Below are 20,118 nucleotides of genomic sequence, written 5' to 3' on the forward strand. Positions count from 1 at the left end.
CTTGTGTACGGCTTATTTGGTATGCGCTTTTTCTTGGATACGTGCATTTGCTAAGGATTTCAGACTTCTTGCCTCCTTAATTGTCAACCTATAAAATTTGAGTAGTTAATAATTCACAGGAATCATACCATGTACTTTTATCGGTTGTGAAGAGAGGACTTTTAATGATCAAGCTTCGAAATGTATTCCATTCCTATCGGGACGGAACACGGATGGTATCGGTTCTGCGGGGCGTCGATCTCACGATACGGCAGGGCGAGTGGGTTGCAATAACCGGTGCCAACGGATCGGGAAAATCGACTCTGATCCGGACGTGCAATGGGTTGCTCATTCCGTCGGAAGGTACCGTGAATGTGGCCGGGCTGGATTTATCCGATCCGCAGAACAGGGAACAGGTCAAACAAAAGGTGCAAATTGTCTTCCAGAATCCAGATGCCCAAACTGTAGGAACAACACCGGTCGAAGATGTGGCGTTCGGTCTGGAGAATCGGGGAATTCACCGGGAAGAGATGCAGGTTCGGATCGACAATGTATTGCGCAAAGTGAGGCTGGAGGACAAGCTGTTCGCGGATGTCGCCACACTGTCCGGCGGGCAAAAGCAAAGGCTGGCAATCGCCAGTTGTGTAGCACTTGAACCGGATTGTCTGATCTTTGACGAAGCCACTTCGATGCTCGACCTGGTTGGGCGAAAAGAAGTCTACGCCATTGCCCGTTCGCTCTGGAAAGCCGGCACCACGGTCATCTGGGTTACACAAAGATTGCAGGAATTGCTGGATGCTGACCGGATTCTCGTCCTGGAAAGTGGTCAAATCACTTATGACGGGAATGCACGGACCCTTTTTTACGATTCGGACATACCGGTCCGGTGCAATTGGGAAGTACCGCCAGTTATAAAAATCGGATTGTGGCTTCGGCGGCAGGGAGTGCCCTTGCACACCCTGCCTCTGCTGGAAGAGGAGGTGCCGGATCTCGTATGCAAATTCGTTTCGCAAGCGTAGGGTTTCGGTATGAGCGGGAGCCGATTTTACGGGATGTGAATCTGGAGATTCCTGCAGGGAGTTTGACTGTAATCTGTGGTCGGACGGGCAGCGGCAAGTCCACTTTGCTGCAGCTGATGGCCGGACTCGAATCTCCAACTGCGGGAACCATTCGATACAAAGGGGCAGGTGAAACCGATGACCGCATTCTTCCCGCGATCCCGAGGGAACGGCTGGCGATTGTGTTTCAAATGCCCGAAGCACAACTGTTTGCCGGGACGGTTCAGCAGGATGTCGGATTCGGTCTTGAAGTAAGGAAAGTACCCAAGCCCAATCAACTTCCTCGCATCGAGGAAGCTCTCCGCAGGGTGGGGTTGGAGTCATCCGAATTTCTGGAGAGATCCCCGTTCCTCCTGAGCGGCGGCGAAAAACGGCGGGTAGCCATTGCGGGAGCGCTGGTGCTGGAACCGGAACTTCTTATTTTGGACGAGCCCACAGCCGGTCTTGATCCGGCTGCAAGCCGGGAATTGCTCGGGATTCTTGCGAGGCTTCGCGAGCAGCGGATGACGATCGTTGTGGCCACACATGATTTGGATTCCTTTTTCCCTCTGGCGGATCAGGTAGTCGTGATGGAAAAAGGGCAAGTCGCATATGCCGGGGGATCCAAAGGGCTCTTGATGGAGGCGACCATCTTGCAGGAGGCGGGTCTGGAATTTCCCTCTGCAGCAAGAATCGCTTCCCTCCTGCGGAAGAACGGAATCCTGGTGGAGGCCCCCCTGTCGGTGGATGAACTGATTGAATCATTGGAGAGAGGAAATCTGGCTGAACCATCCCAAGCGGCTGATTGGGAACTGATTGAGGATACCTATCGCTCCGAAGTTGTTCCTATTTCGAACCGATTGGCCGCTCCGGTCCTGAATCAACAACCTGAGAGTTCTATGCTGCACCGTCTCGATCCCCGAATGAAATGGTTTGCCATGGTTTCGTTATCGTTGGCGTGTTTGAGTGTAGCAAACGGTTGGGGAGTGGCGGCTTCATTCGCACTGACGGCAGCCCTTTTTCGATTTGCCAAGATCTCTTGGCGCAGGGCGTGGACTTTCTTTCGTCCGGTTCTCTTTGTGTTTGGATTTCTGTTCGCAATTTCCGCTGTCACTTTTCAAAATCCGGACTGGTCGCTCGGGCCAATTGGCATCACTTGGCAGGGAGCAAAGCTCGGGGGAATAGGGGTTGCCAGATTTCTGCTGGTGATCTTACTCGGTTTCCTGTTTACGGAAACCACCACGGGTGCACCGCTGCGAGAAGGCTTGGAATGGGCGATTCGTCCGCTTCGAAAAGTAGGAGTTCCAACTCGGGATATTTCACTGGCAGTCTCAATTGCCCTGCAATTCGTTCCGTGGATTCTTGAAAAAATGGGGCAGATCCGGAAGGCGTTGGCTTCCAGGGGACAAGAGATCACCGGAATCCGAAAATGGTCGCCGAGGCAAATTTCGATGATGGTAGTGCCGCTCATGATTTCTGTGTTGACCCTGGGAGATGAATTGGCCACCGCGATTGAATCGCGGGGGTATAACAGGTACGTCGAGCGAACGCCTTGGTACGAATTACGGTGGACAAGAACAGACACCGTCGCTTGCGGTATTACCGCAGTCACAGCCGGTTTGATCGGGTGGCTGGGATAAAAAAAGAGCACTCTGCAGCGAGTGTTCTTTTTTATGGCTATCGTATTACTCCGCTTTTGGTCCAGCTTGGCGGATTTCCCCGGAGACATCCGCAAATTTCTCGAAGTTCTTCACGAAGCGGGATGCAAGATCACGGGCTTTTGCATCATACGCTTCCTTATCTGTCCAGGTATTTCGCGGATTTAATACTTCACTGGGAACCCCTTCGACACGATCCGGCACCAATACGCCAAAAATCGGATCGGCTGTAAAGGAGGCTTGCTCGATGTTTCCGTTAATGGCTGCTGTTACCATAGCCCGGGTGTAGGAGAGGTTCATGCGCTTGCCCACACCATAAGGCCCTCCGGACCAACCGGTGTTTACAAGGTAAACTTTCGCGTTATGCCGGTCGATTTTCCTGCCGAGCATTTCCGCATAGACACTTGGCCGAAGCGGAAGGAAAGGCGAGCCAAAGCAAGTGGAGAATGTAGCTTCCGGTTCCGTTACTCCCCGTTCCGTACCTGCGAGCTTGGATGTATAACCGGATAAGAAATGGTACATCGCTAGTTCTTTCGTTAATTTCGAGATCGGTGGCAGTACGCCGAACGCATCGGCAGTCAAGAATACAATGACCTCGGGATGGCCTGCCACACCGGGAATTACGGCGCCCGGAATGTTATCGATCGGATAAGCCGCACGTGTATTCTCTGTAAGGGAGTTGTCGTCATAGTCGGCTACCCGTGTATCAGGATCGAGAACAACATTCTCCAGAACGGAACCGAATTTGATCGCATTCCAGATTTGCGGTTCTTTTTCTTCCGACAGTCCGATACATTTTGCGTAGCAGCCGCCTTCGAAGTTAAATACACCGTTATCGGACCAACCGTGCTCATCGTCACCGATCAGACGGCGGTTCGGGTCTGCGGAAAGAGTGGTTTTCCCTGTACCCGACAAGCCGAAGAAGAGAGCGACATCGCCTTTTTCCCCCACGTTTGCCGAGCAGTGCATCGGGAACACGTCTTGGAACGGCAGCAGATAGTTCAGGGCGCTGAAGATCGATTTCTTCATCTCGCCGGCGTACTCGGTTCCGCCGATCAGGACCACCCTTTTTTCAAAAGAAAGAGCGATGAATGTCTCGGAATTTGTACCGTCTGTTTTCGGATCCGCTTTCAGGCCGGGAACTCCGATCACGGTAAACTTCGGTTGATGTTCCACCAACTCTTCCGCTGTTGGACGGACAAACAGTTGATGAACAAACAGATTATGCCATGCGTATTCGTTCACAATCCGAATCGGCAAGCGGTAGTTCCGGTCAGCACCTGCAAACCCGTCAAATACGAACAAATCCCGATCTTTCAGATATTCAACAGCTTTTGTGTACAAACGCTCAAACTGTTCCGGTGTGAGTGGCTGGTTCACGGGTCCCCATGCCACATGCTCGTGAACAGACGGGTCATCCACAATAAATTTGTCCTTTGGGGAACGGCCGGTATACTTGCCTGTGGTAGCCCGCAAAGCGCCGGATGAGGCCAAGATTCCTTCGTTCCTGGATAGAGCTGCTTCCACCAGCTCCGCCACGGACAAATTGCGATGAACCCGTTCTGTTTGCAAAATGTCGTTCAATTCAACAGTATAAGCGTTCGCTTTCATTGCTTTCTCAGATCCTTTCTAACCGGATATCGGATAACCCGTTTATAGAGTAAATTGTATTATAATATGTCATATTCATCAATTAGTACATACTAATTATTTTTTTGACCGATTTGTGAACAGCCTATTTCCCAAAATGTAACCGAATATTGGTAAGTGACGTCTATAGGGTTAAACAAAAAATGGGGGGATATGTAATGAAAAAAATAAGGACTGGATTGCGGCGGTTTGTGCCGTGCTGCTGTTCTCCGATGGATAGAACATTGGACAGGTTCGCCTCGCTGGAACTGCGAATTCCATCCACGGTCATGGGAGAGGCAATCAACTCGCTGAAATCGATGGGGAAGGTTGCCAATGAAAGAAAGAGCGGACAGGATGTAACGGAAGAATATATTGACGTGGAAGCCCGGATTAAGGCGTTAAAGGTGGAGGAAGAGCGTTTGCTCGAATTGGTGAAAAAGGGCACCAAGCTGGAAGAAATCCTGCAGGTGGAACGGGAATTGACCCGTGTCCGGGGGGAGATTGAGCGGGCGCAGGGACGAATCAAATTTTTGGACAATAAGATTGAATATGCCACCATTCATCTGCAGCTTGAAAAAGCGAAAACGCTTGATAACGAAAGCCCGCAAAGCGCAACGAGCCGGACATGGCAAGGACTTGTCGATGATTTGGCCGATCTTCTGAATTTTGGAAAAGAGGCGCTCATCTGGCAGGCAAGCAACTTGTTTACCCTGCTGCTCCTGGTGACAGGAGGCTATATTGCTTATCGAAAATTGAAACCGGTCTATGACAAAAGAACGGGAGGACCGAAAGGCCCGACTCCGCCTGGCCAATAGGGGTTGTGATAAGGGGAGTTGGCGGTGATGGAGAGAGGGACATTCGTCCCTATCTCCTGTTTTCAAACAGTCCGATCAGTTTTTGAGCCCTGTTTTTCCAGGACAAAGATTCGCTAAGGGCAATTTCTTTGGCTGCCTTCTGTTCCGACCATTCCTCTTCCGCCCGTTCCAGAAGAGACAAAAATTCCTGGTGGTTGGAGCCTACAAAAATAGTGTCGCCAAAACGTAAGGCACTCGGCAAAGCTGTTGAGACGATCGGCTTGCCTGTAGCCATATACTCATATAGTTTTAAAGGGTCGGAAGCGAGGGAATGAGGCTGGTAATTGCGAGGTAATAAAAGTACGTTGAACTGATGAAGGAGATGCGGTACTTCTCCGTAAGGTTTGGCTCCCGGAAATTGAATTTTGGGATGGTCTTTCATCCGGTTCAACAAATCCGCAGGCACAGCACCTTCTATAAGAGGGCCTACCAACACCAGGGTACCTGTTTTCGGATGATCCGCAATTTTTAACAAAAGTTCAAAGTCGATCCAGCTCGTCAATGCCCCCACGAAACCAAATAAGGGTTTTCTGAAATCCTCCAGCTCTTCCAAAGGGGTTGCATATTCACTGCGATAGCGGAATTGCTCAACATCGACCCCGTTTGGAAGCCATTCTACGGGAATTGAATACTCTTTTTGGGTTTTGTTGACTAAATGCTCAGAAACAGCAGTAATCAGGGTCGCTTGATTTAGAAGCACCTGAAACTCATTTTCTAAAAGAGCCCTTTCGTCCTCTTGAATCCCGGGAAACCCAAGGTTGTCATCAAGAATATCCAAAATCAGCCACTTCGGTTTTAAGGTTACCGCTGCATCATACGATTGAGTAATCCCACCGGAAGAAAGATAGATCAGGGTTTCTTCCCGCCAGTTGGCGCCTAATTCCCGTTCCACCAAATCGTTGAATCGCTTTAAGATCCAGCTCTTTTTCATATTTCCCAAACCGAAGGAGGATGGAATTACTTCCAGCGGAGGTGTGCAGACAAGAACCCCTTGATCCTCTTTACATTCCCAATCGGTACGGAAGCCGTACCCCTCTTGAGAGGCCCGCCGAAACCCGACGCTTGGATTGATAAACAGCCTTTTATACCCTTCAAACGCTTTCGTCATTGAGCGCATGGTATCACTTATCTCATCGCTGTGCCAAGGATATGGATACATCCCCAGTACGATTATATTTTTTATTGTCACTCTACCACCTCAATAGCTTCAGCTGTCATTCGGTCTCTATTATACCTCAATTTTTTATACGAGGGGGATTGAGCAACTCTTATCGAATTTATGTAAATTCCTTCGGGACATACGGTTCTACGGATTGGCATAAAAATTTAAGAGCTTGCTTACTGGAGGAAGGAATTCGGAGGAAAAGACAGAATTTTCTGTGTGAAGGGTTGAGTAGGGATTCCCAGAGGGAGGTAGGAAGTACATGTTGTTAACGACAGGATTTTTGAATATTGTCCGGAACTGTGCGAACAAGACTGCAGTCCTGGATGGTGATGTCAGACTCACTTACGGGGAGTTTGGTGACCGGGTCAAGCGGCTGGCGGGCAAACTGCAGGAGATGGGGGTCGAAAAAGGGGATCGCATCGGGCTGCTGATGCTCAACAGTTTTCGGTACCTGGAGGTTTTTTACGCAAGCTTCATGCTGGGGGCGATTGCAGTCCCTTTGAATATTCGGCTTGCCGGGCCGGAAATTGCATTTATTTTAAACGATTCGGGAACGAAGGTGTTGTTTTTTCATCGGGAGTTCATTCCGGTTGTATACCAGCTGCGACAGGACTTGCCCGGGATTCAGCATTATGTTTTGGCAGAAGATGTCCCGATTGCAGAGGCGAGTGCGATTTTTTATGAAGATTTGATGCTGGAACCGGTTGCTCCGCAGGAAGCAGAATTGATGGATGAGGACACGGCGACGATTATGTATACAGGAGGAACCACGGGGCTTCCGAAAGGGGTTATGCTGACACATAAGAACCTGGCGGTTAACGCTTATCAGGTCGCTTTAGCAACCGGATATAGCCGTGAAGACGTGTACCTGCATGCGGCCCCTATGTTTCATGCGGCGGATGGGGCAAGCACTTTCGCCATCACCATGGTAGGCGGAACCCATTCTCATGTACGGGCATTCGAACCCAAACTGGTTCTGGAAACGATTCAACGAGAACAAGTTACGTCCATGCTATTGGTCCCGACGATGATTAATATGCTGGTGAATCATCCTGAGGTTACCAACTATAATCTTTCCTCTTTTAAACGTCTACTGTATGGGGCTTCTCCCATACCCGCGGAAGTGTTGAAGAAAGCGATATCAATTCTTGGATGTCAGTTTTTCCAGGCATATGGAATGACGGAAGCGGCTCCTTGTTTGACGTTTTTACGTCCTGAGCACCATATTGTTGATGGAGATGAGAAGGCGACCCGAAGACTGCAGTCTTGCGGTCAGCCGCTATTTAATGTGGATCTGAAGATCGCAGATCCGGACGGAAACGAAGTTCCCTATGGCACTGTGGGGGAAGTGGTTGCGCGCGGCCCCAACATCATGAAAGGGTATTGGAATCGGCCGGAAGAGACAGCCGCCGTTCTGCGTGACGGGTGGTATTGGAGCGGGGATATGGCGGTGATGGATGAAGACCGGTTTGTCTATATAGTGGATCGCAAGAAGGACATGATCATTACCGGCGGAGAGAACGTGTACTCAGTCGAGGTCGAGAATGTCATCTACCAACACCCGGCCGTGTTGGAGGCAGCAGTGATCGGGGTTCCGGATGAAACTTGGGGAGAAGCGGTGAAGGCAATTGTTGTACCAAAATCGGGACAAGAGTTGACGGCTGAGGATCTCATTGCACATTGTCGATCCCAACTGGCCAATTACAAAGTGCCAAAATCGGTAGATTTCGCAGATGCGCTGCCCAAGTCGGGAGCCGGAAAAATTCTCAAACGAACCCTGCGGGATCAGTATTGGCAAACAAGGCAGCGTCAAGTAAATTAACATCATTTTTCATTCGGGGGTATGTCGAGAGAAATTAAGGAAACAATGGGAGGTGAAGTTCAATATTTCATGAAGCGAGGTCGATGACAATGGAATTGAGTCTGACAGCGGAACAGGTTCTCGAGAAAATCAGGAACATGCACCAAAAAGGCGTCAATATGACCAAGCGACACATTAAAAAAGCGGAACCTGAACTTCTCCGTCACGCATCTTATTACTATCCGTCTTGGGAACATGCGTGCAGGGAAACGGGAATCGAAATTTGAACCATACTTTCCAACCTGGGACCAGTGTCCCGGGTTTTTTTATCGTTTTAAAAAAGGGCGTCCCCTGTACAAACCTGTTTGTACTTCCCTTCATACTCTAGTATCTAGGAAAGCCTTCTGGATACTTGGGGGGAAGAAGTATGGGGAGATTTGCAAAAATTTTGTATGGTGTTACGAAGCCTAACGGCGGTGGGAAATCGGAGCGTCTTTTGATTGTTCTGAAAAATAAGCACTGCTATCACAAATGTCTCTGGGAAATGAAATCCGTCGGACTTCAACCGGTGAAAAAACTTTTCGGTATTCATGCAGTCTGCTGCCATGTTCCGGAGGGTGCCGATCTCTTCGAACTGCAGCGGCACGGAATGGTGAAACGAATCGAAAGGGATGTAAAAGTCAAACTGCATCAGGAATCCCAGCCGGTCATCAGTTCACAAACCACTCCTTGGGGAATTCGGCGGATAAGAGCAAACGAAGTATGGAATGACACAACGGGCAGACGCGTCAAGGTAGCGGTACTGGATACGGGAATCAGCGATCACACCGATCTGAAAGTCGCGGGAAGACACAGTACGATCAACCAAAAACAGGCGCTTGATCCGAACGGTCACGGGACACATGTGGCGGGAACGATTGCCGCCCTCAATAACACATTTGGAGTTGTTGGAGTGGCGCCGAATGTTTCGCTATATGCAGTAAAAGCGTTCCAAAAAAACGGTTCAGCCTTTCTGTCCGATATAATTGAAGGAATTACTTGGTGTATTCGGAACGGAATGCAGGTGATCAACATGAGTTTCGGCATGAGTCAGCGAAGCGAGAGTCTTCATGAAGTGATCCAACGTGCTTTCAGAAACGGGATTGTCATGGTAGCCTCAGCCGGCAATGACGGACCCAATAATCAACGACTCGATTATCCGGCCCTGTTTTCGGAGACGATTGCAGTAGCAGCTGCCGCGAAGGGTGAGGGAATCGCAAACTTCAGCAGTCGAGGGGAAGGAATTGATGTATCCGCACCTGGGGTTGGCATTTTATCCACCGTCGGAACGAATCGGTATCAAGAGAAGAGCGGAACGTCTATGGCAGCTCCCCACGTGACGGGAACAGCCGCATTGCTTCTGAGCCTCCGACCCTCTCTGACGACTGATGAAATCAAAAGTATTCTCCGTAGCACCGCCACACCCATTTCCGGCTATAGTCAGCGGGAACAGGGGTCCGGTATAATTAATGCGGAGCGTGCAGTCAACTCGTTGCGATAATTGATCTGTTCGACTGAAGCCGTCAAGTCTGAAACGAGGTATCTGTTATGAAATATGTCTTCGTATACGGGACTCTGCGTCCGGGGCAGAAATACCACCATCTGATTGAAAAATTTGTTGAAAAGACCATCCCCGCTTTTGTAAAGGGAAGATTGTATCATTTGCGGGAAGGGTACCCTGCTTTACTATTGGAGCGGGATTTGTCTTCATCGGTTGAAATCGTCCCGGTTCGGGGGGATCTGCTCGGTTTTACTGAGTTGGACCCCGTCCTTCCGATACTTGACGAATTGGAAGATTACTTCGGACCCCGGGATCCTCGCAACATGTATGAACGAGTCACCACTCTAGCCATTACGTCCGATCAATCCGCCATCAGCAGCACGGTGTATGTATTTTCCGGCGAGAAGCTTGACTGGTTAGAACGGAATGCGGTTCCAATCCCGACAGGTGATTGGGTTCTAGGGAATTCCTAAACGAAGCCCCTTCTGACAAGAAGGAGGCTTTTTATTCTTTCTTCCGAAGCATTTCAATCGCACTTTCCTGAAGCGACTCGTCCATTTGCGCAAGAAAACCGTACAGCACTTTCCGCACTTCATCGTCTGACAGATTCGCAGTAGGCAAATTAACGCCAATCTCCTTTAAGAACGCCTGCACCTCTTTTTTCGGCATAGTCTTTAACGTCTGATCCCAGAATTGTTCCAGCACAGGTGTTGCGTTGGCCACAAGTCTTCACCTCTTCCAGAATAGGCTGTCCTTTAGTATTGACCAAGTAGTGGATAAAAATCATAAGATAAACAAGCTAAAAACCACCGGATGCCGGGTAAGAACTGGGAACTTCAGTGGAAGTTTGCTCCATTCTCTTGTGGTACCTGCAAACTCCGTGACAGAGCGGCCACCAGAAAAAGAAATAATGATTGAGATAGTCCGTGCTTACATGGAAAACATGATGAAACAGATTTGCATGGAGAATGGCGATTGCAACTGCGACCGGAAGCAGGAGCCAGGCACGGGCCCATTTTCTTGGAACGACAGGAGCGAGGAAACGTCCCATCAGACAGCCAAGGATGCACACACCAACAAGAGAAGTACCGACCAGTAAAAGTGTCGACCAGGAAAAAGCCATAATAACCCCCCTATTCAGAAAAGTCTTTCTTACTAGAGGTTCAAGGTGAGGCGAAAAAGTTCCTTTTTTGTTCACAAATTAAATTTTGGTTTGGAAACCAAAATGAGGAAGAAAAATTTGTTCCAATTCTGAAACTTAATACGTTAAAGTACGTATAGACATATATCGTGTGGTACTGAATGATCACAAAAAGGGGGAATTGAATGACCGAGCTCTATTGGGGGTGTCTTGCGGGTGGAATTCTGTTCGCGGCAATTACAGTGTTTTTTGGTGATGTATTGAGCGGGATCTTTGATGGAATGTTTGATTTCCTATCCGCAGATTTTCTTGAACCCATGGTGGTCATAGGCGGGATCACCGGATTTGGCGGGGCTGGGATTTTGCTTAGTCAGTACACTTCCCTAACCACCATGGCCGTTTTTGTTTTGTCGTTCCTGCTTGCGATTTTGTTGGCAATTATCGTCTATTTCGGTTACGTCAAACCCATGAAGAACAGCGAGAACTCGACAAGCTGAGAGATACGAATATTGCGGAGGCCGCAAAAGAAAAAGAATTGAAGGTCGCGTCTTTTAAGAAAGATCAGGATCTTGCGAAAGCGGAGGCGGATCAAGCCTACGCGATTCAGGAAGCCCGCTCGAAGCAGATGGTAGTGGAAGAACAGATGAAGATCGAACTCGTCCGAAAGGAAAGAGAAATCGATCTGGAAGAGAAAGAAATTCTTCGGCGGGAGAAGCAGTATGACGCCGAAGTGAAGAAAAAAGCGGATGCCGACCGGTATGCGGTGGAGCAGGCGGCGGAAGCCGACAAGGCGAAACGGATGCGCAGAAATATAAGATTGAAGCGGAAGCAAAAGCGCTTGCAGAACAGAAGCGGTTGGAAGGTCTCGCGATTGCGGAAGCGGAGAAGGCAAAAGGGATTGCCGAGGCAGAAGTGGTGCGCCTGCGGGGGCTGGCTGAGGCGGAAGCGAAGGAGAAGCTGGCGGAAGCGTTCCAAAAATTTGGCGAAGCGGCTGTCTTGGACATTATCGTGAAGATGCTGCCTGAGTTGGCCGGGAAAGTGGCTGAACCACTGAAGTCGATTGATAAGATGACCGTGGTGGATACCGGGAATGGAGAAGGGGCGGCGCGGGTAAGCAATTATGTCACTACCCTGATGGCGACTGCACCTCAAATGCTCAAGGACGTATCCGGCCTCGATTTGGATCGGCTTGTGAAAGGATTGACGCAAAAAACCGTTCATTCAGACGAACCTGCCGCAGAAAACAAAACCGCATAAAAATTTTCAAATTCGTGGATGAAACCTTTTTTGAAATTGCACGTAATACAACACTAGGGAAATGAAATCCCATTGTTGGTAAAAATCTTGGAACTTTTGAGGGGGAACTAGTGATGTCACTGTTCAAGCGTTTACGAGATCTCACATTGTCGAATGTTTACGCTTTGATTGAGAAAGCGGAAGATCCGGTGAAAATGACCGATCAGTACCTGCGGGACATGCACGATGATCTGGAAGAGGCGGAAAAAGCGGTTGCCGCGCAAATCGCACTGGAGAAGAAGTTTAAGCAGCTCTATGAAGAGCAGGAAGCATTGGTTAAGAAGCGCAACGAGCAAGCCCATACAGCGGCACAAGCAAAAAATGTGGACCTTGCCCGCCGGGCATTGGAAGAGAAAAAAGCGGCTGAGCAAAAAATGAACGAATATAAAGCAAGCTACGAACAGAATAAACTGGCGGCTGATAACCTGCGTGAGAAGCTGGAAGACATGCGAAAGCAAATCACCGAGTTGAAAAACAAACGGGAAACGCTTGTCGCCCGAGCAAACGCAGCGAAAGCGCAAAAAGACATCAACAAAGCAATGTCCGGGATTGGCTCAGATACCGCGATGGCAGGCCTGAAGCGGATGGAAGACAAGGTGCTCCAGATGGAAGCGGAGGCGGAAGCCAGCGGCGAGATCTATAAAAAAGAAAAATCGCTGGACGAAGAATTTGAGAAGTTGGGTAAAGACAAGCAAATTGAGGACGAATTGGCCGAATTGATGAAGAAATATGAATAAGGGGTTCACCGCTGTTGCGGTCCCCTTTTTCTTCTACTCGTTGCAAAGTATAAGTCAGGGGAGGAATCTGGTTTGACCTGGACGAATGTGCTGGCGATGGTGGTATGGACCGGTGCGGGAGCCGTATTGCTGTTCGTGCTCATGACGATTGACTCGTTGTTCACTAAATATAAGGATATAGCTGAGATTCGAAATGGGAACGTGGCGGTAACGACCCGTTTTGTGATGAAGCTGTTTGCGCAAGGGTATATACTGTCTCAATCGATTTCGAAATCAAATGATTTGTGGCAAGCGTTGATGGTCTCAGTGGTTTCATTCGTAATATTATTTGTTATCGAAATGATTATGGAGATTGCCCTGAAGAAAGGTGTCGGGTTAGATCTTGATCAAGGCACACAGGAAGGAAAAGTGGCCCATGCCCTCCTCGGGGGTTCCCTGCATGTAGTCGGGGCACTTATTTTGGCGGCGTGTCTCTAAAAAACTTCAACGTAGATTCTCTGCGCACAGAATTGACAGGAAGGGGAACGAATTGTGAGTCTGTTGAATCGAATCAAAAACATTCTCAAACAACCGGAACCTCCCAAACCGGAGAAAAGCATATTAACAGTCGGACCGGGTGATGTGATCGAAGTATCGTTGATAACGTATCAAATAACGGGCCGAACCCGAAACACCCACCGCAATGCGATTCTCCTGACATTGCAGGATGGGAATACAGTCCGTTATCTCCATATTGAAGAACGGGAACGGACGGCGTTCGCGTTATACAGTCCGATCGACGGACGGTTGGATTCGTTTAACGAAGTGCCAACCACAATCGAGATGGAAGGTACATCGTACCATCTGGAAGAGCAATATTCGGGGAATGTTACGGTGGCAGGGAAGACCCCTTTTTCAAACGGGGGAGAGCAGTATGTTTGGCAGTTTCAATCGGATGATCGGAAATTGCTGCGAATTGAGTGGCAGGACGGTCGGTTTATGTTGTATGAGGGAGAGTCGGTACTGCCTGCTGATGTGCAGGTATTGCGTGGAAGCTAGGGGGTGAGAGAACCGATGCAGGGGCTGTATCGTTACCTGAAGTTATTCATGGCAGCAGCGTTGGCGGTATCGCTTGTAAGCGGGTGCGGAAGCCGGTCTGTGAGCGAAACTTATCAACTGGAATCGGTGACGCAAAATGGGCCTCAAGCTTCCCGCGTATACCGGGCGGAGAATAAAACGGTCCCGCAGGTGGCGCAGGAACTGGCAGAACAGAGAACCCCCCGGGAAATCTCAAAAGAGGACCCGGAGCGAATGTTTCTCGTGTATCCGGATGAGTGGTACCATCTGCAGCGAGATCCGCAAAAACCTGGCGATACACTGATTGAAATAAGCAGCAAAGAATTTATTCAGCAGAATTATAGCCCGGGATTCCTGGAGGGATACATCCTGGCTGAGATTCTGGATGAACTGTTTGATGCTCACAAGCATTATTCGGGGAACTATCGGGGATACACGAGCAAGGATATTTATAAACCGAATATTGAGTATCGCAAGCCAACGGCACAGGAGAAAAAACAGGTCCCCCCCATCACAAAGCAGGGCAGCGGATCGATCATCAAACGGAGCGACAAGCCTTCGGCAGCTTCAGAACCAACTGTTGGTTCCGGGGGAAGCATCACGAAGAGAGAACCGGCGAGCCCACCAAAGGACACAGGTACATCTTCTTCTGCTGGCGGAAGCGGTACGATCATGAAATCTTCCCGAAGTATAACCGGAAGTTCCACATCGAAGTCAAGCTCTTCCAGCTTTTCGCCGCCCAAGAATAACTCTCCGCCAAAAACCAAAGTTGGCAGCTCCGGTTCCATTACAAAACGCAAATAACGAAAACCGCTCCGTTGGGAGCGGTTTTCGTGTTCTTGCCAGTTTTTCTCTTATTCGGAGATTACATTGAACAAAATAGAAGCGACTTCGGCTCTTTTTGCTTGATCGTTCGGTGCGAATCGTCCATCTGCATGGCCATGGATCAAGCCGTTCGATGTGGCTGTTTTTACGTAAGGAAGTGCCCAATTTGGGATGCTGTTCGCATCTGTATAATTTAACGTGTACTCATCGGTAACAGGCAATTCAAGACCTTTTGCCAAAATGGTCACCATCTCTGCCCGCGAAATCGGTTGGTTCGGACGAAGAGAATTGTCCTCGTATCCCAGCTGTCTGTACGTAACCGTTCGCCCAGGCCGGGATCTGGTCCTTGTCTTTAAACGTAAGGTTTGCAGATTGCGGTTCCAATTCGAGCGTTTTCACAGCCAGCGTAATAAATTCAACGCGGGAAATCGACTGTTCCGGCTTGAAATCATTGTGATCATACCCACTCACAATCCCTACGTCTCTTAGGCCTATACTGTCGAACCCGGGCAGATGAATGTTTTGTGCAATTTCCCCGACTTCGATAAGCGCAAAGGAGAACCCCATGTCACCATATTTTCGTGGGTTTTCAAACAAATGATAGACATAGAAAATTGCCACATTGATTTTGGAACTGTCAATGTTGTTCCCAAACTCTGTAATTCTTCTCAGGGTGTCATCATCCCGGTCATCAAAAATGCGCACCTTCTTTAAGGAATGGGTCAGGGGCAAATATTTATAGATTCCGTCCTCAAGCTTTTCGGTGTTTCGAATGATCATATAAAGATAGATTGGATATAGTCCTCCACCAGATGGGGCGGTCCGAATGGGATTAACAGTCTTTACTCCCAGAGATTCGGTTTCTAGCACGTTTTCTCCCTCAGAACTAACGTCAAACTCTCCGCTCACCCCATTGGCGTAATATAGAACGTTGGACAATTGTTGCAAAGACATCTTTTTGCCGCTCATTTCTCGAACGCTGCGTCTTGAACGAATGGCAGCTCCTAAAGATGTATTGATGTTTTTGTAAGGAGGAAGTTTTACTGTACCGTCTTTTACGTTATGTTCCTCTTCTTCTTTCAGATGCCTTTGCACTAGACTTCCAAGCACACCGGATGCAGCATAGGCAAATACGCCAAGTGGAAGCCCCATGTCAATGGTGCTGCGTCGGGAATTCAGCAAATACTCTTCGCTGGTAAAACGGGTCTCTGAAAGAATGCAGCTTCGATAACAAGCCTCTGCGAGCTTGACGCCTGTCGATTCCAGATAGACCGAGGCCGGCATGTTGGAGGCGAAGTCGAAGATATTCATGATCGGAGGAGCTTCAATATGTTTAAATTCAAGCAGGGTCATTTGTGTCTTTTTGGTTTCTTTCACAGCCATGCACTTACCCCCGTCTTAGTTGTATTTATAATTCAATTCCCACACCGGAATTCTCCTGATGCAACTTACGTTCTCTTTGTTGGCTCGTTTGTCGTTATGGTACTGCCAATATTGAATCATTTCTTCCGCTTCCTTCTGGTCGAATTTGTTGATTACGTTTCGTACGATGTTCTTCATGCAAACAGGCTGCTCAACCGTTATTTTCATTCCTCTGGCCAATTTGGTGCTCAGGCACCCGCCCTTACAAACCGACTTGTATTCACAGTCCCTACAGATTCCCTCCAAGTTGTCGACCATCTCATCAGAAAAAAGAGCGTTATAATCCTGTTTCATTTTCTCGATGCTATCCATCGACTCATATGTTCCTGTAGGCAAATCAATATAATGAGGCAAAACAGGACAGGGGACCAAAACAAGATTCGGATCAATTGCCATATACATGCTTGAGGCGGCCCCGCATCTTTTTGTTGTCATAATGTCTATATAATCGTGGAGGAAAATGTTATTTTTCTTCTTAAAATCAAGATTTTTACGATGTTTGATACCGACAGAAACAATTCGTGTCAAAAGATCCTCGTAAAACTCGCTCTCAAGCTTAATATCTCTTCCCCGATACACACTGAAAACGGCTTGAAATCTGATAAACTTCGCTCTGTTTTCCAACGCGAAATCTGCCAGATTTTCAATTTCATCAATGTTTTCTTCATAAATGGTAGATCCAATGGAAAATGGGATTTGATTGTCTCGCATAAATTTGATGGCGGAAATGACTTTTTCCATAGTATCGGTTAACGTAATCTTTTTGAAGCGATCCCTATCAAGCGAATGGAAGCTGACTCGTATATTGACATTTTTAAATTTCAAGCGGTTCACTGCTTTTTCATTGATAAACAATGCGTTGGTAGGGATATTGATATAAAATCCTCTTTCATGAGCGTAATCCACGAAATCAAATATATGTTTGTGCAAAAAGGGCTCCCCGCCTGTAAGATTTAAGTATTTATACCCGGATTCGCTCAAAGTGTCCAAGATATTGCAGACTTTTTCATAGGATATATGTTTGTTATGATCCTCCTGATTCCAAGCTCCGCAAAATACACACCCCATGTTGCAGTCAGTAGTCAGAAAGAGTTCAATATTCATGGCTTTGCCTCCCTTCTATACGTTGATTTGCGCTCTCTATTGTGGTTCTCCTTAGCTGACAATTTTTAAAGTCCCACCATTGTCGGGAAAGACAATGGTGGATTTGGTTGCTGCCCGAAAACCGTAATTTAAAACCCCCTGTTACCAAGCACAGCAGCAGGTCGAGCAAGAAGTGGACGCAGCACAACAGGTGCATCCGCCCGGGGCCATTACAACAGAATGGCTGGATGTACAAGTAACGCCAACGGTACCAGTAAATTTCAGCATATATTCACCCCTTATATGCAAGTTCGTATCAAATTTTACCATATCAATCATATTAAATCTACGTTCTATTAAATAAAATTAATATTAATGAAAAAATCTTCGGTAATTATTGAACTTTCCATTTCACCCAAAATTACCAAAACTCCGAAGAATACCTGGTATTGTTAAAGACTATAAGCGCATTGGCAATCCATAACAAAAGATTTTCCAAGAACCTAAGGTATCCCTCGAAGGAGTCTTTCATATTGAAGAAAAAATCACTTGTTTCATCTGGAAACTTGGGAGTTTGTTTTGGATTTCGGTTCTATAAAAGTAAACGTTAAAATAGTCCCCACCTAGCGAAAAGACTGTGACTCCGGTTATCTATTTTTCAAATACCGTTACACGATAGAGTAGTGTCTTCGAACCATCAAAATCGTGAAGACCTAACTGGTGGAAGTATATAAATTTTCGTCAACTGTCTTGAAAGTAAGTTTCACATCTTTCTGTAAGGCTTCCTTGCAAGTCTCTTACCCCCTTATCCCCACTTTTGACAGTCAACCTGTAAGCTTCGATTTTCTTGAACAAGCTGATAACCGCACATAAACTGGCCGTTCTTAAAATGGGCTTGAACATAAATATATCCCTACATAGAAAAATCTTTCTTACTATACGCAACATTCAACCGGATATCTATGTAAATTTGCCGTAAACAGATCAAATAATTAGGCCGTCTCATGAAGAATGAGACGGCCCTTGATGTTATTGAAGTTCCGTTTAAAACTCCTCAAACGTCTCCGGAATCACGGGTTCTTCACGGTGTGTCAGTTTACGGTAGACGAGTGTCATCCACACGGAACCCAGTGGGGAGATGTACAAAATCAAGGGGATCCCGAGAATCACTGCCACTAACGGGTGAGTCAAGTACCCGATCCCTATCAGTGCGAATATCACAATGCCGCCGAGAATCAACAATCCGATAAACGGAAGAATGGTTAGCAAAAAAGCTTTCCAAGCCAAGCGGAAACTGGTGCCGAGTGCTTGCCCGAACTTTTCCTTACCGTCAATGAGCGCCGGATAGAACAGAAGCAGCAAATACTCGATGACGATCATTAGAATTACATAAAGGACAGTCACAGTCACAACGGCTGCACCATCTTCCGGCAGGAAAGAGGTAACAATGCTGTTCAAAATCTTGATCGGAATCGTCATCACGAACGTCACAATTCCAAATACCAGACTCCATCCCAGATAACGAAAACCGCCTTTGAAGAAGGAACCCCAATAGGTTTTGTTCCCGCTCAGAACGTCAGAGGCGAGTTTATATGAACCTGCACTCATAAAAGCGGTTACTACCCATACCAATAAAGCGGACAATAAAAGAAACGGGATCAGAATCAGCAAAAAACCGGGCCCGATCTCATCAAAAATCGCTTCAAAATCAAATGAGCCGGGATCAAAACCGGAAGAAAAGAAATTTTCAAATGATAAAAAGATTCCGGTTCCTGCGACCAATAAAAATACAGAGATCAAAAATAAAAGAAAGAGTCCAATTGCAGTAACCACCGGAGGCCAAATCATTCCCAGATTCCGGTTGATGGTTCGGAAAGACTCTAATAATAATTTCATGGTTTCACTCCTCAAAAATACAGTAAAAGTACCATATATCATAATCGAGTATGGCATGTCTGATTCCTGCAGGCAAAGGAAATTTCTTGCTTTCTCCAAACCGGATTGCAATACTAAGAGAGAGAAACCTGTCTGGGAAGGGGAAATCACGATGTCATTTTTTAAACGTGCACTCGCAAGTATCGGGATTGGTTCTGCTCAAGTGAATGCCCATCTTGAAAAAACCGCCTACCAGGTTGGCGAGGAAGTCCGGGGAGTTGCAACCGTTGAAGGCGGCAATGCAGATCAACAAATTGATAATATCTACATGTACGTAATGACGCAATACTCCAAAGAAGAAAATGACAGGAAAGTGAAACTGAACGGCGTTGTCGGAAAGTTTCTCGTATCAGCACCTTTTTCGCTTAAGGCCGGTGAAACAAAGGAAATCCCTTTCGCTTTTGTGCTTCCCTATGAAACCCCTGTTACACAAGGAAGGATACCCGTATGGATTGAAACGGGACTGGATATCCCTAGTGCTGTGGATCCAAAAGATACGGATGTTGTCCAGGTACTCCCCAGCACTCTTCAAACGGTCGTTCTTGATGCGGTTAACTCACTCGGTTTCCGTCTTCGTAAAACGGATTGCGAATATTCCCGTGTAAGACACAGTCATCCATTTGTTCAGGAATTTGAGTTTGTTCCGGCGGGCGGACCTTTCAGAGGACATTTGGATGAACTTGAAGTGGTGTTCCTGAGTGGCGATGCCGACGCAGTTGAAGTCCTCCTGCAAGTGGATAAAAAAGCGAGAGGATTGTTTGGCGGATTACAGGAATCGTTGGGACTTGATGAGCGATATGTGAGATTTACCGTGACTTCCGAGCTCGCTCATTCGGGTTCATTGACCGCCCAGATTCAAAATATAATCGAACGAAACTTGAGGTAGATCTATGGGAAACATAAGATTGATGTTATTATGCGGATCCGGCATGAAAAGGGTTAAAAGGGAATCGCTGG

General features: G+C 47.5%; 21 protein-coding genes and 1 pseudogene. 14 read left to right on the forward strand and 8 right to left on the reverse strand.

Annotated elements, in window-relative coordinates:
* The first annotated feature begins 164 nt into the window (after window positions 1-164).
* Both ACFO8Q_RS04525 and ACFO8Q_RS04530 read left to right on the forward strand, forming a co-directional pair.
* Window positions 165-998, forward strand: coding sequence for an ATP-binding cassette domain-containing protein (locus ACFO8Q_RS04525; protein WP_380024549.1), 834 nt, complete (start codon window positions 165-167; stop codon window positions 996-998).
* Window positions 974-2,656 carry an ATP-binding cassette domain-containing protein gene (locus ACFO8Q_RS04530; RefSeq protein WP_380024550.1) on the forward strand — a complete coding sequence of 561 codons (1,683 nt, stop codon included), beginning with the start codon at window positions 974-976 and terminating at the stop codon, window positions 2,654-2,656. The genes ACFO8Q_RS04525 and ACFO8Q_RS04530 overlap by 25 nt, the downstream gene beginning before the upstream one ends.
* A gap of 45 nt (window positions 2,657-2,701) precedes the next feature.
* Here ACFO8Q_RS04530 and pckA read toward each other — a convergent pair whose 3' ends face one another.
* Entirely contained in the window at window positions 2,702-4,285 is a 1,584-nt protein-coding gene (pckA, locus tag ACFO8Q_RS04535) for a phosphoenolpyruvate carboxykinase (ATP) (RefSeq protein WP_380024551.1), read from the reverse strand.
* A gap of 149 nt (window positions 4,286-4,434) precedes the next feature.
* On the opposite strand from pckA, the gene ACFO8Q_RS04540 reads away from it, so the two are divergent.
* Window positions 4,435-5,121 (forward strand): DUF4349 domain-containing protein, encoded by a 687-nt coding sequence (locus ACFO8Q_RS04540; protein ID WP_380024552.1) that lies wholly within the window; start codon window positions 4,435-4,437, stop codon window positions 5,119-5,121.
* Between the two features lie 49 nt (window positions 5,122-5,170).
* Here the strand turns inward: ACFO8Q_RS04540 and ACFO8Q_RS04545 are convergent, their stop codons facing one another.
* A complete protein-coding gene (locus ACFO8Q_RS04545) occupies window positions 5,171-6,349 on the reverse strand; it encodes a glycosyltransferase (RefSeq protein WP_380024553.1) in 1,179 nt (392 codons plus the stop codon).
* Window positions 6,350-6,584: 235 nt separating this feature from the next.
* On the opposite strand from ACFO8Q_RS04545, the gene ACFO8Q_RS04550 reads away from it, so the two are divergent.
* The 4 genes from ACFO8Q_RS04550 (at window position 6,585) to ACFO8Q_RS04565 (ending at window position 10,139) form a co-directional block, all read left to right on the forward strand.
* Entirely contained in the window at window positions 6,585-8,147 is a 1,563-nt protein-coding gene (locus tag ACFO8Q_RS04550) for a fatty acid--CoA ligase (RefSeq protein WP_380024554.1), read from the forward strand.
* 89 nt (window positions 8,148-8,236) lie between these two features.
* Window positions 8,237-8,413, forward strand: coding sequence for a hypothetical protein (locus tag ACFO8Q_RS04555; RefSeq protein WP_380024555.1), 177 nt, complete (start codon window positions 8,237-8,239; stop codon window positions 8,411-8,413).
* 140 nt (window positions 8,414-8,553) lie between these two features.
* Window positions 8,554-9,666, forward strand: a complete 1,113-nt coding sequence (locus ACFO8Q_RS04560; RefSeq protein ID WP_380024556.1) for a S8 family peptidase — start codon at window positions 8,554-8,556, stop codon at window positions 9,664-9,666.
* 47 nt (window positions 9,667-9,713) lie between these two features.
* Window positions 9,714-10,139 carry a gamma-glutamylcyclotransferase family protein gene (locus ACFO8Q_RS04565; RefSeq protein WP_380024557.1) on the forward strand — a complete coding sequence of 142 codons (426 nt, stop codon included), beginning with the start codon at window positions 9,714-9,716 and terminating at the stop codon, window positions 10,137-10,139.
* Window positions 10,140-10,170: 31 nt separating this feature from the next.
* Here the strand turns inward: ACFO8Q_RS04565 and ACFO8Q_RS04570 are convergent, their stop codons facing one another.
* The gene (locus ACFO8Q_RS04570; protein WP_380024558.1) at window positions 10,171-10,389 is read right to left on the reverse strand and encodes a hypothetical protein; all 219 of its coding nucleotides are present in this window, start codon (window positions 10,387-10,389) and stop codon (window positions 10,171-10,173) included.
* Window positions 10,390-10,465: 76 nt separating this feature from the next.
* A complete protein-coding gene (locus ACFO8Q_RS04575; RefSeq protein WP_380024559.1) occupies window positions 10,466-10,789 on the reverse strand; it encodes a hypothetical protein in 324 nt (107 codons plus the stop codon).
* Between the two features lie 203 nt (window positions 10,790-10,992).
* On the opposite strand from ACFO8Q_RS04575, the gene ACFO8Q_RS04580 reads away from it, so the two are divergent.
* The 6 genes and pseudogenes from ACFO8Q_RS04580 (at window position 10,993) to ACFO8Q_RS04605 (ending at window position 14,700) form a co-directional block, all read left to right on the forward strand.
* Window positions 10,993-11,304 (forward strand): NfeD family membrane protein, encoded by a 312-nt coding sequence (locus ACFO8Q_RS04580; RefSeq protein ID WP_380024560.1) that lies wholly within the window; start codon window positions 10,993-10,995, stop codon window positions 11,302-11,304.
* Window positions 11,298-12,064: pseudogene (locus tag ACFO8Q_RS04585) on the forward strand (flotillin domain-containing protein); the annotation flags it as partial. The gene ACFO8Q_RS04580 and the pseudogene ACFO8Q_RS04585, both read left to right, overlap by 7 nt.
* Window positions 12,065-12,177: 113 nt before the next feature.
* Window positions 12,178-12,840, forward strand: a complete 663-nt coding sequence (locus ACFO8Q_RS04590) for a PspA/IM30 family protein (protein WP_380024561.1) — start codon at window positions 12,178-12,180, stop codon at window positions 12,838-12,840.
* Between the two features lie 72 nt (window positions 12,841-12,912).
* Complete coding sequence (locus ACFO8Q_RS04595; protein WP_380024562.1) at window positions 12,913-13,317, forward strand: DUF350 domain-containing protein; 405 nt, start codon at window positions 12,913-12,915, stop codon at window positions 13,315-13,317.
* 54 nt (window positions 13,318-13,371) lie between these two features.
* Complete coding sequence (locus ACFO8Q_RS04600; protein ID WP_380024563.1) at window positions 13,372-13,878, forward strand: DUF4178 domain-containing protein; 507 nt, start codon at window positions 13,372-13,374, stop codon at window positions 13,876-13,878.
* Between the two features lie 15 nt (window positions 13,879-13,893).
* Entirely contained in the window at window positions 13,894-14,700 is an 807-nt protein-coding gene (locus ACFO8Q_RS04605) for a DUF4247 domain-containing protein (RefSeq protein ID WP_380024564.1), read from the forward strand.
* Between the two features lie 50 nt (window positions 14,701-14,750).
* On the opposite strand, the gene ACFO8Q_RS04610 is transcribed toward ACFO8Q_RS04605, so the two are convergent.
* The 4 genes from ACFO8Q_RS04610 to ACFO8Q_RS04625 form a co-directional block, all read right to left on the reverse strand.
* Window positions 14,751-15,026: an S-layer homology domain-containing protein gene (locus ACFO8Q_RS04610; protein ID WP_380024612.1), complete on the reverse strand. Its 276-nt coding sequence runs from the start codon at window positions 15,024-15,026 to the stop codon at window positions 14,751-14,753.
* The gene (locus ACFO8Q_RS04615) at window positions 14,944-16,104 is read right to left on the reverse strand and encodes a SagB family peptide dehydrogenase (protein ID WP_380024565.1); all 1,161 of its coding nucleotides are present in this window, start codon (window positions 16,102-16,104) and stop codon (window positions 14,944-14,946) included. The genes ACFO8Q_RS04610 and ACFO8Q_RS04615 overlap by 83 nt, the downstream gene beginning before the upstream one ends.
* A gap of 15 nt (window positions 16,105-16,119) precedes the next feature.
* Window positions 16,120-17,247, reverse strand: a complete 1,128-nt coding sequence (locus ACFO8Q_RS04620) for a radical SAM/SPASM domain-containing protein (RefSeq protein WP_380024566.1) — start codon at window positions 17,245-17,247, stop codon at window positions 16,120-16,122.
* A gap of 1,023 nt (window positions 17,248-18,270) precedes the next feature.
* A complete protein-coding gene (locus ACFO8Q_RS04625) occupies window positions 18,271-19,122 on the reverse strand; it encodes a hypothetical protein (protein ID WP_380024567.1) in 852 nt (283 codons plus the stop codon).
* Window positions 19,123-19,273: 151 nt separating this feature from the next.
* Here ACFO8Q_RS04625 and ACFO8Q_RS04630 point away from each other — a divergent pair, with 151 nt between their 5' ends.
* The gene (locus ACFO8Q_RS04630; protein WP_380024568.1) at window positions 19,274-20,047 is read left to right on the forward strand and encodes a sporulation protein; all 774 of its coding nucleotides are present in this window, start codon (window positions 19,274-19,276) and stop codon (window positions 20,045-20,047) included.
* The last annotated feature ends 71 nt before the right edge of the window (window positions 20,048-20,118 follow it).

This window comes from Effusibacillus consociatus (genome assembly GCF_042652925.1).
GTDB lineage: Bacteria > Bacillota > Bacilli > Tumebacillales > Effusibacillaceae > Effusibacillus > Effusibacillus consociatus.